Below are 14,940 nucleotides of genomic sequence, written 5' to 3' on the forward strand. Positions count from 1 at the left end.
TCATGATGTCCCTTCCCTCCGCCCTTGTCCGGCGTCCCGAATGGGTGGCCGCGCGGCTGTCCTGGGTGTTGCCCCTCTTTTTTGCCGGCCTGGTGGTCTCCGCCGGGCTGGCCAAGGCCTGCGCCATCCTGCTGGCCCTGCTCGGCGTGGTGGCGGCCTGTGCGCCGGGGCGTCACATCGATGCTCTGGATCGCCGTTTCATGCTGGCGGCAGCCATCCTCCCGGCCGCCTACCTGCTCAACATGGCGCTGCTCGGCTGGAACTTCCGGCTGCTCGACCGGCCTGCCCACCTGCTGGCCGGTGTCGCGGTCTATCTGTTGTTCCGGCGCTTCGGCGTGGCACGGGTGTCGGTTCTCCGCGGCCTCGCCATCGCCGGCCTGGGCGGCATGCTGGTGGCACTGGCAGCCCTTGCCTGGGGGGGCGGAGAAGGTCTCCTGGCGCTCAACTCGGGCCGGCCGATGGGGCCGTTCTCGAGCCCCGGGCCCTTCGGCAATTACAGCGCGGTGGTGGCCATGGCGGCCCTGGCCGGAGGGCTGGCGGCGGGCAACGGACGTACCCAGGGTGGCCCGCCGATGCTGGTGCCGCTGGCGATCATCGGGGGGACGGCCGCGGCCATTCTTTCCGAGACGCGTTCGGCCTGGGTGGCGCTGCCCTTGATGGGATTGCTGGCCCTGCAGATGCCGGGGCGCCGGCGTCTGCCGCGCCGTCCGTTGGCGCTGGCCGGCGTACTCTTGCTGCTGGTGGCGGTGCTGATCGGCCAGCGGATCTGGGGGCGGGTGGAAGAAGGGGTTTTCGAGGTGCTGGCCTACCAGGCCGATCCGGCGGCGACGAGTGCCCGCGAAACCTCACTGGGGCTGCGCCTCCTCAGCTGGCAGTGGGGTTGGGAGCAGTTCCTGGCCCATCCGCTGCTGGGCCTTGGCATGGCCAATTTCCGAGGCGCGGTGGCGGCCGGGGTGGCGGCCGGTGTGCTGCCGCCGATCCTGATGAACTTCGGCGGTCTGCACAACCTGTTCATCGATCACCTCACCACCACCGGCCTGGTGGGTCTGCTGGCGATGCTGGCCTTCTGGATCGGGATGCTGGGCTTCTTTGCCTCCCAGCGCCGTGCGGCGGACCCGGACAAGCGCCTGTTTGCCACCTGGGGGCTGATGCTTCTGCTTGGCGAGTTCGTGTTTTCCAATGTGGGCTCGATGTTCGCATCGTCGCTGGGGGCGCTGGCCTTCACGGTGATGCTGGCGGTGTTTGCTGCCGGCGCGCATCCGGCCACGCCGGCCCGCTAGTTCAGTCGTCGCAGTCCTGGCCACGCCAGCGGCGCAGGGCCAGCATGCCGTTCAGTTTGCAGGTGTCGAGCTTCATCGGCAGCGGGCCTTCTCCACGCACCCGCAGGATGTAGCGTGCCGCGGCGTGCCGATTGCTGTGGATCAGGTTCTTCAGCAGGCGTCGGGCGGGCACCGACTTCAGCAGCGCGGGGGGCGCCACAGCCAGCCAGGCATTCAGGGCGTCGTCGGGCAGGGCGCGGTGAAAGTTGAACAGGCCGTGGAAGCCGAAGGTCGGCCCTTGGGGCGTCTCCAGCTCGAAGGCGAAGCGGCGGGCCAGCTCGAGGGGCGCAAAGCGGATCCCGTGACGGGCTTCCAGCAGGCTGCGATAGCGCTCGCAGATGCACGCGTCCTCCGGCAGCAGGTCCTGGATCTCCGGGTCGGACAGGGCCTTGAGCAGGCGCCGCGAGCGCAGGGAGAAGCCACCGTTGCCCACGGGTTGGGCCCGATGCGGCCAGGGCGCGCCGATGTAGTCATAGTCGAGGAAGGCCGGATCCCAGGCGGCGGGATCGAGCAGGAAACCGTCCCATTGCACCACCAGCACGTGGCTGCCCGAACAGAGCTCGCCGAGCTCTTTGACCATGAAGGCCGAGTAGGCATCGCGGCTGTTGATCCGATCGGTGGCGACCACCTCGATGCGCGGATCCGTCGAGCGGAAGCCCGGGCGGGTCAGCAGCTTGGCCTCGCCGAAACAGGCGTGTTGCAGGCAACGCTCCATCGCCTCGACGGCCAGCTCCGGATGGAGGGTGTCGACGCAGGCGAGGCTGACGGTGGATAGATCGAGTTTCAAGGAAAGTGCCGGGAATCAGGTGCTGCTGGGGATCGGCCGGCAGAGTAACCCAATCCCGTCCGGTGGGGTATGGCTCACCTGGCCTGGCACCATGACCTTTACCGCCTGTTACCATTCGCGCCTCTATCTTTACAGAAACATCCCGGCAGCGGGCCGCCCTGCGGGAGATGCTTCTGCCGAACGGCGTTTTTTCATCATGAAGATCTTTGTGCTCAATCTCCCTCGTGCCACGGAGCGTCTGCGGACCATGCGCGAGCGGCTGACCGCGCTCGGGCTGGAGGCAGAGGTCCTGCCTGCGGTCGAGGGCGCACGTCTCGACCGGGCCCGCCTGCCGGCGGGCACCGAGCCCGGCCTGTCTTCGGGGGAGTTGGGCTGTTACCTGTCCCATGTGCGTTTCTGGGAGACCGTGGTGGAGCAGGGGTTGCCGGCCGCCATCATCCTGGAGGACGATGTGCTGCTTGATCCGGCGCTGCTCGAGGTGGCCCAGGCTGCACTGGCTCTAGATTATCCGGTGGATGCGGTGCGTTTGTCGGCCCTGCGCCCGGTCCGTGGCATCACCCTTGGGGCCCTGCCCGGCGGGCGCCGTCTGGTGTTGCCCAACAAGAACCCCAGCGGGACCCAGGGCTACCTGGTGACCCAGGCTGGCGCCCGGCGCCTGCTGGCCACCCTGCCGGTGCCCCGGGCACCCATCGACACCACGCTGGATGCCTACTGGAAGCATGATCTGTATGTGCCGGTGGTCACTCCTGCAGTAGTCGAGGAGGACAGCACCATCGCCAGCAGCATCCAGGGGCGTTTCGGCAGCGGGCGGCGCAAGACCCTGGTGCGTCACCTGGCCCAGGTCACCGAGGCCCAGCGTCGCAAACTGCGGGTCTTCCTGCTGGCGCGCCGCTTGCAGCGACGCAGCCGCGCGGCCGATCAGGCAAAATGACGGATTGACGTGCCCTGGCGTGCCGCCGCTCCCTGTCCCGATGCTCCAACCCCCCTCGTTTCCTCGCACCGTCGTCGTCCACCATCGCAGTGGCATCGGTGATCTGGTCTGGCATATACCCTATCTGCGGGCCATCGCGGCCGTCAGCGCCGGTGGCAAGCTCAGCGTGATCGCCCGTCCGTCGTGTCGCGCGGCGGAGGTTCTGGCGGCCGAGGACTGCATCGAGAAGGTCATCGAGTTTGATCGCAAGCCGCGCAAGAGCGAGCGCCGGGCCGGCCGTCACGACGGCCTGGCGGCTCAGCTGGCTTTCGTCGGCGAGTTGCGGGCAGAGGGGTTCGAGCGCATCTACATCTTCTCGGGCCGCGCCCGCTACGCCCTGCTGGCCCTGCTGGCGGGAATACGGCAGCGGGCGGGTTTCGGTTTCAGCATGGGTGAGCGCCTGCTCCTCAATCTGCCGCCCTACATCCGTCCCTACAGCGGCCCGGGCAACTGGGTCTATCCGGAGGCCACCGCCTTCTGTGTGGCCCACGGGCTGGTCGACGGGCCGGTGGTGCCGCGCATGAAGGTGCTGCCCGATGCCCTGGCGGGCGCCGAGCGTGATCTGGCCGCCTACCCGGCGCCGCGCTACGCCTTCTCCATCGGGACCTCCGAGCCGCGCAAGAACTGGGGGGCCGAACGTTTCGCCGCCCTCGCCAAGGCCATCGCGGAGCGGGGCGGCAGTGTGGTGCTGCTTGGCGGGCCCGCAGAGGCAGAACCCGCCAAGGCCATCCTGCAGGCCTTGATTGAGCCGCTGCGGGCCAGCGTATTTGTCTCCACCCAGCCCTCGGTGCAGCGCTCGGCGGCCTTGTTGCGCCACTGCCAGTACTGTGTCGGCAACGACACCGGCGTGCTCAACATGGCGGTGGCCAACGGCATTCCCGCGCTGGGGCTGTTCGGTGCCACGCCGCCGCTGGCCCATGACCCCCTGCTCCAGGCCCTGGCCGGCGACGGCATGGCCGCCATCACGGTGGAGGCGGTGCTGGCACGCCTGATCGAACTGGATGCGCCCGGCCTGCGAGCTGTTGCGGCGGGAGCGGCCTCCTGATGCGCATCCTGATCGTCCGTACCTCGGCCATCGGCGACGTGGTGTTTGCTTCGGCGCTGCCGGGCGCCATCCGCCGCGCCCATCCCGATGCCCACATCGCCTGGCTGGTCGAGCCGGGGATCCACGAACTGTTGTTGCCTGATCCGGCCATCGACGAGGTCATCACCTGGTCGAAGGGAGAATGGGTGAAGCTCTGGAAATCCGGCCGCAGGCTCGAGCTGCTGGGGCGGGTACGCCAGCTGCGGCGCGAGCTCCGGGCGCGGCGCTTCGACGTAGCGGTGGACCTGCAGGGCCTGCTGAAGAGCGGCTTCCTCACCTGGCTGTCCGGTGCGCCGCGGCGGGTCGGCCTGGGGTCCAAGGAAGGCAGCCAGTGGTTGATGAGTGAAGTCATTCCACGGGGCGGCGAGAAGGCGCGCATCGGTTCCGAATACCAGTACCTGGCGCAGCAGCTGGGTTTTGACGCCGGCGATTTCCTGCCCACCCTCACGGTGGCGCCGGAGACGGAGGCTGCCGTCGCGGCCAAGCTCGAAGCCCATGGGCTGCAGGTGGGACGCTTTGCGGTCTTCGCCCCCTTCACCACGCGCCCCCAGAAACACTGGTTCGAAGACGCCTGGCAGGCCCTGGCGCCGCAACTCATCGAGGCCACCGGCCTGACCCCGGTGATCCTCGGCGGCCCCGCCGACCAGCAGGCTGCTGCCCGCATCGCCGCTGCCGATCCGCGCATCGTCAACCTGGCCGGCCAGACCCGCCTGCCCGAGGCGGCCGCGGTGATCGCCCACGCGGCCCTGCTGATCGGGGTGGATACCGGCCTCACCCACATGGGCACGGCCCTGGCCCGGCCCACCGTGGCGATCTTCGGTTCCACCTGCCCCTATCAGAACACCGGGCGGTCCACCGGCAGCGTGATCTGGTTGGGCATGCCATGCTCCCCGTGCCGGCGCCGTCCCACCTGTGGCGGCAAGTTCACCTGCCTGCGCGACATCACCCCGCAGCGGGTGCTGCAACAAGCCCAGGCCATGCTGGCCGCGGAGCACGCCCGATGAAGATCCTCCACGTGGAATCCGGCAAGCACCTGTATGGCGGCGCCCGCCAGGTGCTCTACATCACCGAAGGCCTGGCCGCCCAGGGGGTCGATAACCTGCTGGCCTGCCCCCTCGGCAGCGAGATGGCCCGCCAGCAGCCTGCCGGCACCCGGGTGCTGGCCATGAAGATGGGCGGTGACGCGGACATCGGCCTGGCCTTCCGGCTGGCCCGCCTGATCCGCGCCGAGAAGCCCGACCTGGTGCACCTCCACAGCCGCCGCGGTGCCGACACCTGGGGCGGGCTGGCGGCCAAGCTGGCCGGCGTGCCCTGCGTGCTGTCGCGGCGGGTGGACAACCCTGAGTCGCGCCTTGTCGTGGCGCTGAAGTACCGCCTGTACGACCACGTCATCACCATCTCCGAGGGTATCCGCCAGGTCCTGCTCGACGAGGGCCTGCCGGCCGGCAAGGTCACCTGCGTGCGCAGTGCGGTCGACCCGGCGCCCTTCCTGCCGGAGGTGGATCCGGAAGCCTTCCGCGCCGAGTTCCGCCTGCCCCGGGACGCCCTGGTGGCCGGGGTGGTGGCCCAGATGATCCCGCGCAAGGGCCACCGTTATCTCTTCGCAGCGCTGCCCGAACTGGTGGAGCGCTATCCCGAGCTGCACGTGCTGGTCTTCGGCCAGGGGCCGCTGCAGGCCGAGCTGCGCGCCGATGTGACGGCCCGCAGGCTGGACGGCAACGTCCATTTCGCCGGCTTCCGACACGATCTGGCCCATTGGATCGGCGGTCTCGACATGCTGGTGCATCCCGCCGAGATGGAAGGCCTGGGCGTCTCCCTGCTGCAGGCGGCGGCGGCCGGCGTGCCGGTGATCACCAGCCGCGCCGGAGGCTTGCCCGAGGCGGTGCTCGATGGTGTCACCGGCATCCTGTGCCCGCCCGGCGATGTGGCCGCCCTGGCCGAAGCCGTGGAACGCCTGGCTGGCGACGCGGATCTGCGCCGCCGCTACGGCGAGGCCGGCCGCGCGCGCATCCTGGCCGAGTTCTCCATCGACGGCATGGTCGAGGGCAACCGGCGCATCTATGAACACGTCCTGGAGAACCACCGATGAAGGTGCTGATGGTCCTGCACAGCCATGACAGCGGCGGTGCCGAGCGCCATGCCCTGCAACTCATGGGCGGCCTGCGCGAGCGCGGCCACGAGCCGGTCTTTGCGGGCCCGATGGACGGCTGGCTGGGTGACCAGGTCAAGGCGGCCGGCCTGCCCCATCACCATATTCCGCTGCATGGGCTGATCGACCTGCCCTCCCTGTGGAGCCTGGCGGCCCTGGCCCGCCGCGAGAAGGCCGACCTGATCCACGGCCACCTGACCCGCGGGGCGTATTACGCCGGCCTGGGCGGCCGCCTGGCCGGTGTGGCCAACGTGGCCACGGCCCACTCCACCAATGCCGGCAAGCACTTCGGCCGGGCCGACCGCATCATCGCGGTGGCCGGGGCGGTGGAGAGCTTCCTGCTCGACCGGGGCTACGAGGCCGAGCGCATCCAGGTGGTGCACAACGGCATCCCCGACGTGGCAGCCCTGCCTCACACCGGGCGCGAGCAGATGCGCCGGGAGCTCGGCCTGGGCGACGAGCCCTGCCTGCTGATGGCCGCGCGCTTCATCCATGCCAAGGGCCACGACACCTTGCTCAAGGCTCTCGCCGGCCTGCGCGAGCGCCCCTGGACCCTGCTGCTGGCCGGTGACAAGGGCAGCGAACTGGGGCAGCGCATGGAAGCCCTGGCCGGGGAACTCGGGCTGGCCGGGCGGGTCCGTTTCCTGGGGCTGCGCGAAGACGTGCCGGCGCTGCTGGGCGCCGCCGACATCCTGGTTGCACCGTCGCGCCGCGAGGCCTTGTCCCTGGCCCTGCTGGAGGCCTCGGCCTTCTCGCTGCCGATTGTCGCCACCTGGGTGGGCGGCACCGGCGAGGTGGTGAAGGAGGGCGACAACGGTTTCCTGGTGCCGCCGGATGATCCCGCGGGGCTGGCCACGGCGCTCGCTCCGCTGCTCGAGGACCCGGCCCTGCGGCGCGACTGCGGCGCCCGGGCGCGGGCCCGCTTCGAGGATGGCTTCACCCTGGAAGCCATGCTGGACAAGACCCTGGTGGTTTACCGCCAGGCCCTGGAGGCCCATTCCAAGTGACGCAAGTTCAGATCCTGATGTACCACCGGGTGGGCCACTTTCCCGGCCGGGTCAAGGCGCATGGTGCGCTCTACTGCCACCTGCCGCGCTTCCGTGCCCAGATGAAGATGTTCCGGGTGATGGGCTACACCGTGATCGGCCTCGACGAGGCGGCGGCCGGCCTGCGCGGCGAGCAGGTCTTGCCCGCCCGGCCCCTGGTGCTGACCTTCGACGACGCCTACGTGGATTTCCTCGAGAACGCCGCGCCGGTGCTCAAGGCCCATGGCTACCCGGCCACCGTGTACGCGGTGAGCAGCCTGGTGGGCGCCACCTCGTCCTGGGTGGCCCCGGAGGGCCTCGAGCCAGCCCCCCTGATGAACGCCGCCCAGCTCCGTGAGATCCAGTCCCTGGGTTTCACGGTGGGCTCCCACACGGTCAGTCATCCGCGCCTGGCCCAGGCCGACGACGGCCGCATCCGCAGCGAGTTGCAGGACAGCAAGGTGGCCCTGGAAGACATCCTCGGCCAGCCGGTGAAGCACTTCTGCTACCCCTACGGCAGCCACGACATCCGCGCCGTGAATGCCGCTGCCGAGGCTGGCTATCTCACCGCCACCACCTGCGTACGCGCCGCCGCCACGCCTGCCGACGACCTGCTGACCCTGCCGCGCAAGGCGGTGTCCCGCGGGGACGATGTCTTCGGCGTGGCGTGGAAGCTGCTGACCAAGAATACCCCCAAGAACCCGCAGCTCCGGCGCTAGCCTAATCCTCCCGTCGCCGGAAGGCCCACCACGCTGCCGCCAGCGTGAAGCTGGCGATGATCGCCACCACGATCCAGAAGCCGTGCTCGTGCTCGGCCAGTGGAATGCCGCCCACGTTCATGCCGAGCAGGCCGGCGATCATGTTGATCGGCAGGGCCAGCACGGTGACCATGGTCAGCACGAAGACGCTGCGGTTGGTTTCCTCGGTGACCCGCGCCGCCACTTCCTCCTGCAGCAGTTTGATGCGTTCCTGCAGGGCCGTCATGTCGCCCAGCACGGCGGAGAACTCTTCGGTGGAATGGCGCAGCTCCTGCACGTCGCGGGTGGCGATCCAGGCCGGTGGCTGGTTGAGCAGGCGGAACAGGGCGCCGGGCTCGGGCGCCAGCAGGCGGCGCAGGCGCACCAGCACGCGGCGCAGCGAGCCCAGGCGGCTCCGGCTCTGATGCACCCGGTCGGCCAGCAGGCTGTCCTCGATCTTGTCCACCCGGGCCGTTGCCGACCGCACAATCTGCACCAGGACGTCGGCCTGGTCGCGCAGCAGATGGGTCAGCAGGGCGGTTGGCGACTCGAAGGTCTCGCCGCCCTTGACGGCTTCGCGCAGGCGGTCGATGGAGCGCAGCGGCTGGAGGCGGGCGCTGAGCAGGGTGCGCTGGTCCACCCACAGCCATTGGGTGGCGATCTGCGAGGGCTCGAAGTCGAACTGGTAATGCACGTCGTTGACCACCGCGATCAGCGCTTCGTGGGCGTACTCGATGCGGGTGGACCGGGAGCCCTCGTGCAGGGCATCGAAGAAGGCCTCGGCCTCACCCAGGTGGTCCCGCAGCCAGCGCTCGGTGACCGCGTTGGCCAGGTTGAAGTGCAGCCAGGCGAAGCTGCCATCCGGCGCGGGGCCGTTGCCCCGCAGCCAGGCGGCCGCGGCCTGGGTGTCCATGGTTTCGCCGCTGGCGCCGGGGCGGAACAGGAAGCCGGAGATCAGGCCCGAGCGGTCGGAGCCATAGGAAGCATCGGAAGGCAGCACGGTGGGGGCGTCGGGGCTGGCGCAGAAAAAGGCTCGGACCGCGAGCCTGAACGATGCACATGACGCGGCCGTGACAATCCATCCATCCTCACCAGTAGGCCGGGTAGCGCCCGGGCCCGCGCAGGTTGTTGTAGACCAGGGCCACCGCCACCAGCACCAGGGCGCCGGCGAGGGTCGGGGTGAGCAGGAAGGCCCAGCCCGGCGTCGCCAGGAAGACGATCACCGGGTTGGAGCCGGCCGGTGGATGCACGCAGCGCAGGGCCATCATGCCCATGATGGCCAGCGCCACGGCCACGGCGGCGGCCCACCAGTGCGGCCCGAACACGGCCAGGCAGGCCAGTCCGGTGAAGCTGCTCAGGACGTGCCCGAAGACCACATTGCGGGGCTGCGAGAAGGGCACGTCGGGAAAGCCGAAGACCAGCACGCAGGAGGCACCGAAGGAGCCCAGCACCAGGGCTTGCGACAAGCCTTCGGCCAGCCCCGCCACCACGGCGATGGCCAGGAAGCCGCCGAGGCCGGAGAGGGCGATGACGCGGGCAGGAGGCACCGGGGGCAGGGCAGCACCCCCGCGCAGGCGGGACAGGAAGGCGGACATGGGAACCTCGTCGCTAGAGTGGTAGACAGATCTGTCTACTCTAACGGTTTGCCGCTGCTTTGCAAGCCTGCCCGGGAGGCGTTATGGTGCGCCCATGCCCCGTCGTCCCGCTGCCCGTCCGCTCTCCGAAACCCCTGTGCGTGTCGATCGCCGTGCCCACCTGGTGGATACCGCCCTGCGCCTGTTTGCCGCCGGGGGCTACCACGGGGTCGGCATCGACACCATCCTGGCCACTGCCGGGGTGGCCAAGAAGACCCTGTACAGCCATTTTCCGTCCAAGACCGAGCTGATCGCCGAAGTGCTGCGGGAGCGCGACCGCCGCTTCCGGGCCAGCCTGGAGGCCGGCGTGGCCGGGCGGGAGGCGCCGCTGGAGCGCCTGCAGGCGGTGTTCGAATGGCATGCCCGCTGGTTCGCCGAACCGGACTTTGCCGGCTGCATGTTCCTCAACGTGGCGGCGGAATTCCATGCCGGGGAGGCCGGCCTGGCGCAGATCGCCCGGGATCACAAGCAGGCCCTGGAGACCTTCCTGGCCGGGCTGCTGGTGCCGCTGACGGGGGCGGAGGCTGCCCTGGCCCGGGCGGCGGAGTTCAACCTGCTGCTCGACGGGGCGATCGGCGTGGCCCTGGTCAGCGGTGACGGTGCCGGGGCGGCGGCGCGCGCCTGGGACATGGCGCGCCGCCTGCTGGCGCCCCTGCCGGCGGCTCAGGGGTAGAGGCCGCGCACCTTGTGGGCCAGCAGTACCCGCTCGCAGCCCAGCACGAAGGCGGCGGTGCGCAGCGGGATGCCCTTGGCCCGGGCGGCGTCCCACACCGCCGTGAAGGCTTCACGCATGATCCGGTCGAGGCGGGCGTTGATCTCGTCCTCGGTCCAGAAGAAGGCGCTGATGTCCTGCACCCACTCGAAGTAGCTCACCGTCACGCCGCCGGCGTTGGCCAGCACGTCGGGGATCACCGTGATGCCGCGCTCCTGCAGGATCAGGTCGGCTTCCGGGGTGGTCGGGCCGTTGGCGCCTTCGACCAGGATGCGCGCATGGATGCGTTCGGCGACGGCCGGGGTGATCTGGTTTTCCATGGCGGCGGCCACCAGGATGTCGGCCTCCACGCTCCAGAAGCGGTCGGCGTCGATGGTCTCGGCGCCTGGGGCACCGCTCAGGCGGCCCTGCTGCTGGCGCCAGGCCTTGGCGGCGTGCACATCGAGACCGGACGGGTTGGCGATCGCGCCCGAGCTGTCCTGCAGGGCCACCACCCTGGCGCCCGCCTCGGCAAACAGGCGGGCCGCCGCCTCGCCGACATTGCCGAAGCCCTGCACCGCCACCCGCGCGCCGTTGATGTCCATGCCCAGGCGTTTGGCGGCTTCCACGGTGCTCACGAAGACGCCGCGCCCGGTGGCATCCTTGCGGCCCAGGCTGCCGCCCAGGCTGATCGGTTTGCCGGTGACCACGCCCATCGAGGTCCGCCCTTCATTCATGGAGTAGGTGTCCATCATCCAGGCCATCACCTGCTCGTTGGTGTTGATGTCCGGCGCCGGAATGTCCTTGTCCTGGCCCAGCAGGATGTGGATCTCGCTGGTGTAGCGGCGGGTCAGGCGCTCCAGCTCGGCCAGGGAGAGCTGCTTGGGATCCACCCGCACGCCGCCCTTGGCGCCGCCGAAGGGCACGTTCACCACGGCGTTCTTCACCGTCATCCAGGCCGACAGGGCCATCACCTCGGCCAGGGTCACGTCCGGGTGGAAGCGGATGCCGCCCTTGCCGGGCCCGCGCGCCAGGTTGTGCTGCACCCGGTAGCCCTCGAAATGGGCCATCTCGCCGTCGTCGAGGCGGATCGGCACATTGACGATCAACGCCCGCATGGGGCGGGTGAGCAGCGGGGTGAGGGGACGCAGCTCGGCGGACAGGTGGGGTTCGACCCGGTCGATCTGGACCAGGAAGGTCTCCCAGGGGCCGAGGTGCTCGGCGGACAGGTAGGACGGGATGTGCGCGACGTTGTTCATGTTGTGCCTCCTCCTTGTGCCGATTGGACGGCTGATGCAGCGATGCGGTTCCGGCCGGGCGTGGCCGTCCGTGTCAGATGACGCGGTCCAGGTCCACCAGGCTGACCAGCCGGTAGCCCTGGCGACCCAGGCCGTCCCGCAGCAGGGCGGCGGTGGCGACCGCCTCGGGGCTGTCGCCATGCACGCAGATGCTGCCGATGGAAGTGGGCCGGCGGACGCCATTGACCGAGATGAGGGCCTGTTCGGCGAGCATGGCCGTCACGTGGGCGAGGGCGGCCTCGGCGCCGTGGATCATGGCGTCGGGCCGGCTGCGCGGCACCAGGTTGCCATCGTCCAGGTAGGCCCGGTCGGCGAAGATCTCCTGCACCACCCGCAGGCCGGCGGACTGGCCGGCGTGGACCAGCTCGGAGCAGGCCGGGGCGAGCAGGATCAGGCCGGGGTCGAAGGCCTTGATCGCACGGGCCACCGTGGCCGCCAGCGCGGCGTCCCGGCAGGCCATGTTGCTGAGGGCGCCGTGGGGCTTGACGTGGGCCATGGCCAGCCCTTCAGCGCGGGCCATGCCGGCCAGGGCTGCCATCTGGTAGAGCAGGATGGCCTCCAGCTCGTCGGCGGGCAAGGTCATGGGCCGGCGGCCGAAGCCCTGCAGGTCGGGGAAGGAGGGGTGGGCACCGATGCCGACGCCGGCGTCGCGGGCCAGGCGCAGGGTGCGCCGCATCACCAGCGGGTCGCCAGCGTGGAAGCCGCAGGCCAGGTTGGCGCTGCCGACGATGGCGAGCAGGGCGGCGTCGCTGCCCATCTCCCAGGCGCCGTAGCTTTCGCCGAGGTCGGCATTGAGATTGATCGTGGCTGTCATGGCTGGGTCTGGAGAGGGTCTTCGTCGCCGCGGACGGCGGCGCCGGCCAGGTTGGCGGCGAGCAGGGCGGCGCTGTCGGTGAGGCCGCCACGCGGCCGGATCGAGGCCTGCCAGGCCTGCAGCCGACTTGCCAGGTCAGCCCGGGCGGCGGCGGCCTGGCGGGCATCCACGGCCGCAAAGCGCAGGCTGTCGCCGGCTTGCAGGTGGGCGATGCGGGGCAGGTCGGCGCGGATCACGGTGGCGATCTTGGGGTAGCCGCCCACGGTCTGGCAATCCGCCAGCAGCAGGATCGGGCGGCCGTCGGCAGGCACCTGGATGGCCCCCGGGGCCACCCCGTCGGAGACGATGTCGGCGCCGAGTTCGCTGTGAGCGAGGGGCGGGCCGTCGAGGCGGATGCCCATGCGGTCGCGCTGCTGTCCGATCCGGTAGGGCTCGGACAGGAAGGTGGCGAGGGCGGAGGGGGTGAAGTGCCCGGCCTGGGGGCCGGGGATCACGCGGATCGGGCCGTCGGGGTGGAGCAAGGAGTCGGCCTGCAGGTCGGGCTGTGCCCTGTCGGTGGCCTGCCGGCAGGGCAGGCGCTGGCCGGCCTGCAGCGGCGGAGGGCCCAGCCCGGCCCGCGGATAGCTGGCGCGGCTGCCCAGGGCGGGCATAACCTGCAGGCCGCCGCTCACCGCCAGGTAGCCCGCGCCCGGGGCGTTGACCAGGTGCAGGGTGTCACCCGCCTGCAGGGTGAGGGCGGACCACGCGGCAACCGGGCGGGGCGGGCCGTCCCGGGGGATCAGGCGGCCAGCCAGGGAACCGCCCAGGGCGATGCGCAGGGGGGCGTCGACGGCCCGCAGCACGGGGCCGGCGAGGAGCACCTCCAGGCCGGCCGCGCCCGCCTCGTTGCCGGCCAGCAGATTGGCGGCGGCGAGGCCCGTCGGATCCAGTGCGCCCGAGAGCGGTACGCCGATGGCCCGATGGCCGCTGCGTCCGGCGTCCTGCACGCTGACCCCGAGCCCGGGCGAGACGATCTCAAGCCAGGCGTTCACCGGACGCCCTCCGCCGCGAGCGCCTCCGGCCCCACCACCTGCCAGCGGATCCGATCGCCGGGGGCGAACAGGGCAGGGCGCTCGGCCCGGCTGGCGTCGAAGAGGCGCAGCGGCGTGCGGCCGAGCAGGCGCCAGCCGCCGGGGCTGTCCCAGGGATAGATGGCCGCCATGCGCCCGGCGATGGCCACCGAGCCGGCCGGGACGCGGCTGCGCGGCGTGGCCAGGCGGGGCATTTCGAGTTCGGCAGGGAGGCCTGAAAGGTAAGGAAAGCCGGGCAGGAAGCCCAGCATGCAGACCGTGAATTCACTGGCCACGAAGCGCTCGATCACCTCTTGCGGATCCAGGCCGCGGGTCGTCGCCACCGTGTCCAGGTCGGGGCCGCAGTCCGGGTCGAAGCACACCGGCACGGTCCACAGGCGGCCCGTGCCGTGATGCCCCCGGGCTTCGCCGGCAAGGCTCAGCAGGCTGGAGGCGAGCGCCCCGGTGTCGGCCAGGTCCGGGTCGAAATGCACGGTGACGCCACAGAAGGTGGGCACCCATTCGATCACCCCCGGCAGGTTTCCGGCAGCCCTGGCGGCCTCCAGCGCCGCCGCAAGGCCGAACACCCGCGCCTGGGTGGCCGGCTCGATCAGCCGGCCGAATTCCACCGTGAAGGCGCAGTCACCCAGCGGCAGCAGGCGGGGATGGCCGGTCACGGGGGCTGCCCGGGCGTCTTACTGGCCGAGCGCCCCGAAGACCTTCTTGGCCAGCCCGCCGGCCGCGCCGACCGGGTCCTTGCGGATGGCCTTCTCTTCCTCGGCGATCATCAGGTAGAGGCCGTCGAGGGCCTTGCGGGTCACGTAGTTCTCGATCTTCAGGTCGTCGCCCTTGGCCAGGCCGAACTGGCCGGCCTTGCTGGCCAGCTTGTTGTACTGGGCCGACAGGGCAAGCTTGTCGGTGGCTTCCTTGACGGTCGGCAGGAAGGATTCGGCCAGCTGGGCGGCGGTCTTGTCCTTGAAATAGCGGGTGGCCGAGTCGTCGCCGCCGGTGAGGATCTTCTTGGCATCGTCCACGCTCATTTTCTTCACCGCTTCGACCAGCAGCGGCTTGGCCTTGGGCACCGCCTGCTCGGCGGCCTTGTTCATGGTGGCGACCAGGGCGTCCAGGTCCTTGCCGCGGCCCATGGTGCGCAGCATGCCTTCCAGCGGGGCGAGGCTGTCGGGCAGGCCGATCTTCACTTTCGGGTTGTTCAGGAAACCGCCCTCGTTGCCCAGTTGTCCAACTGCGCGTTCGGCGCCCTGGGCCAGGGCTTCACGCAGGCCGCCGGAGGCGTCCTTGTCGGTGAGATCGGCCAGGCCGAAGGCCCAGGCATGACTGCAGATGACAAGCAGCAGCAAAGCTCGCAGAATTCCACGCACGGCA

16 protein-coding genes are annotated in these 14,940 nt (G+C 70.4%); 8 read left to right on the forward strand and 8 right to left on the reverse strand.

Going from position 1 to position 14,940, the window contains the following annotated elements; genetic code table 11:
- The first annotated feature begins 2 nt into the window (after positions 1-2).
- Positions 3-1,280: an O-antigen ligase family protein gene (locus HHL15_RS06000; protein WP_169144918.1), complete on the forward strand. Its 1,278-nt coding sequence runs from the start codon at positions 3-5 to the stop codon at positions 1,278-1,280.
- A 1-nt stretch (position 1,281) separates the two neighbouring features.
- Here the strand turns inward: HHL15_RS06000 and HHL15_RS06005 are convergent, their stop codons facing one another.
- Complete coding sequence (locus HHL15_RS06005) at positions 1,282-2,106, reverse strand: DUF5672 family protein (protein ID WP_169144919.1); 825 nt, start codon at positions 2,104-2,106, stop codon at positions 1,282-1,284.
- A 196-nt stretch (positions 2,107-2,302) separates the two neighbouring features.
- On the opposite strand from HHL15_RS06005, the gene HHL15_RS06010 reads away from it, so the two are divergent.
- Genes HHL15_RS06010 through HHL15_RS06035 form a run of 6 tightly spaced genes read left to right on the forward strand, consistent with a single transcriptional unit; the run spans position 2,303 to position 8,053 of the window.
- Positions 2,303-3,037 (forward strand): glycosyltransferase family 25 protein, encoded by a 735-nt coding sequence (locus HHL15_RS06010; RefSeq protein WP_169144920.1) that lies wholly within the window; start codon positions 2,303-2,305, stop codon positions 3,035-3,037.
- A 40-nt stretch (positions 3,038-3,077) separates the two neighbouring features.
- Entirely contained in the window at positions 3,078-4,121 is a 1,044-nt protein-coding gene (locus HHL15_RS06015) for a glycosyltransferase family 9 protein (RefSeq protein ID WP_169144921.1), read from the forward strand.
- Positions 4,121-5,164, forward strand: a complete 1,044-nt coding sequence (gene waaF, locus HHL15_RS06020; RefSeq protein WP_169144922.1) for a lipopolysaccharide heptosyltransferase II — start codon at positions 4,121-4,123, stop codon at positions 5,162-5,164. The genes HHL15_RS06015 and waaF overlap by 1 nt, the downstream gene beginning before the upstream one ends.
- Positions 5,161-6,249 (forward strand): glycosyltransferase, encoded by a 1,089-nt coding sequence (locus tag HHL15_RS06025; protein WP_169144923.1) that lies wholly within the window; start codon positions 5,161-5,163, stop codon positions 6,247-6,249. Before waaF ends, HHL15_RS06025 begins: the two co-directional genes overlap by 4 nt.
- The gene (locus HHL15_RS06030) at positions 6,246-7,316 is read left to right on the forward strand and encodes a glycosyltransferase (protein ID WP_169144924.1); all 1,071 of its coding nucleotides are present in this window, start codon (positions 6,246-6,248) and stop codon (positions 7,314-7,316) included. The genes HHL15_RS06025 and HHL15_RS06030 overlap by 4 nt, the downstream gene beginning before the upstream one ends.
- Positions 7,313-8,053, forward strand: coding sequence for a polysaccharide deacetylase family protein (locus HHL15_RS06035; protein WP_169144925.1), 741 nt, complete (start codon positions 7,313-7,315; stop codon positions 8,051-8,053). The genes HHL15_RS06030 and HHL15_RS06035 overlap by 4 nt, the downstream gene beginning before the upstream one ends.
- Position 8,054: 1 nt before the next feature.
- Here HHL15_RS06035 and HHL15_RS06040 read toward each other — a convergent pair whose 3' ends face one another.
- Positions 8,055-9,071, reverse strand: a complete 1,017-nt coding sequence (locus HHL15_RS06040; RefSeq protein ID WP_328824995.1) for a transporter — start codon at positions 9,069-9,071, stop codon at positions 8,055-8,057.
- Between the two features lie 88 nt (positions 9,072-9,159).
- A complete protein-coding gene (locus HHL15_RS06045) occupies positions 9,160-9,666 on the reverse strand; it encodes an HPP family protein (protein WP_169144926.1) in 507 nt (168 codons plus the stop codon).
- Positions 9,667-9,760: 94 nt separating this feature from the next.
- Here HHL15_RS06045 and HHL15_RS06050 point away from each other — a divergent pair, with 94 nt between their 5' ends.
- Positions 9,761-10,378: a TetR/AcrR family transcriptional regulator gene (locus HHL15_RS06050; RefSeq protein ID WP_169144927.1), complete on the forward strand. Its 618-nt coding sequence runs from the start codon at positions 9,761-9,763 to the stop codon at positions 10,376-10,378.
- Here the strand turns inward: HHL15_RS06050 and HHL15_RS06055 are convergent.
- The 5 genes from HHL15_RS06055 to HHL15_RS06075 form a co-directional block, all read right to left on the reverse strand.
- Positions 10,369-11,655: a Glu/Leu/Phe/Val family dehydrogenase gene (locus HHL15_RS06055; RefSeq protein WP_169144928.1), complete on the reverse strand. Its 1,287-nt coding sequence runs from the start codon at positions 11,653-11,655 to the stop codon at positions 10,369-10,371. The genes HHL15_RS06050 and HHL15_RS06055 overlap by 10 nt on opposite strands.
- Positions 11,656-11,728: 73 nt before the next feature.
- On the reverse strand, positions 11,729-12,508 hold the full coding sequence (locus HHL15_RS06060) for a LamB/YcsF family protein (protein ID WP_169144929.1): 780 nt from the start codon (positions 12,506-12,508) through the stop codon (positions 11,729-11,731).
- Positions 12,505-13,539 (reverse strand): 5-oxoprolinase subunit C family protein, encoded by a 1,035-nt coding sequence (locus HHL15_RS06065; RefSeq protein ID WP_169144930.1) that lies wholly within the window; start codon positions 13,537-13,539, stop codon positions 12,505-12,507. The genes HHL15_RS06060 and HHL15_RS06065 overlap by 4 nt, the downstream gene beginning before the upstream one ends.
- Positions 13,536-14,234, reverse strand: a complete 699-nt coding sequence (gene pxpB, locus HHL15_RS06070; RefSeq protein WP_169144931.1) for a 5-oxoprolinase subunit PxpB — start codon at positions 14,232-14,234, stop codon at positions 13,536-13,538. Before pxpB ends, HHL15_RS06065 begins: the two co-directional genes overlap by 4 nt.
- An 18-nt stretch (positions 14,235-14,252) precedes the next feature.
- A complete protein-coding gene (locus HHL15_RS06075) occupies positions 14,253-14,915 on the reverse strand; it encodes a DUF4197 domain-containing protein (RefSeq protein ID WP_235943245.1) in 663 nt (220 codons plus the stop codon).
- Positions 14,916-14,940 lie beyond the last annotated feature (25 nt).

The organism is Zoogloea dura (genome assembly GCF_012927165.1).
GTDB classification, from domain to species: Bacteria; Pseudomonadota; Gammaproteobacteria; order Burkholderiales; family Rhodocyclaceae; genus Zoogloea; species Zoogloea dura.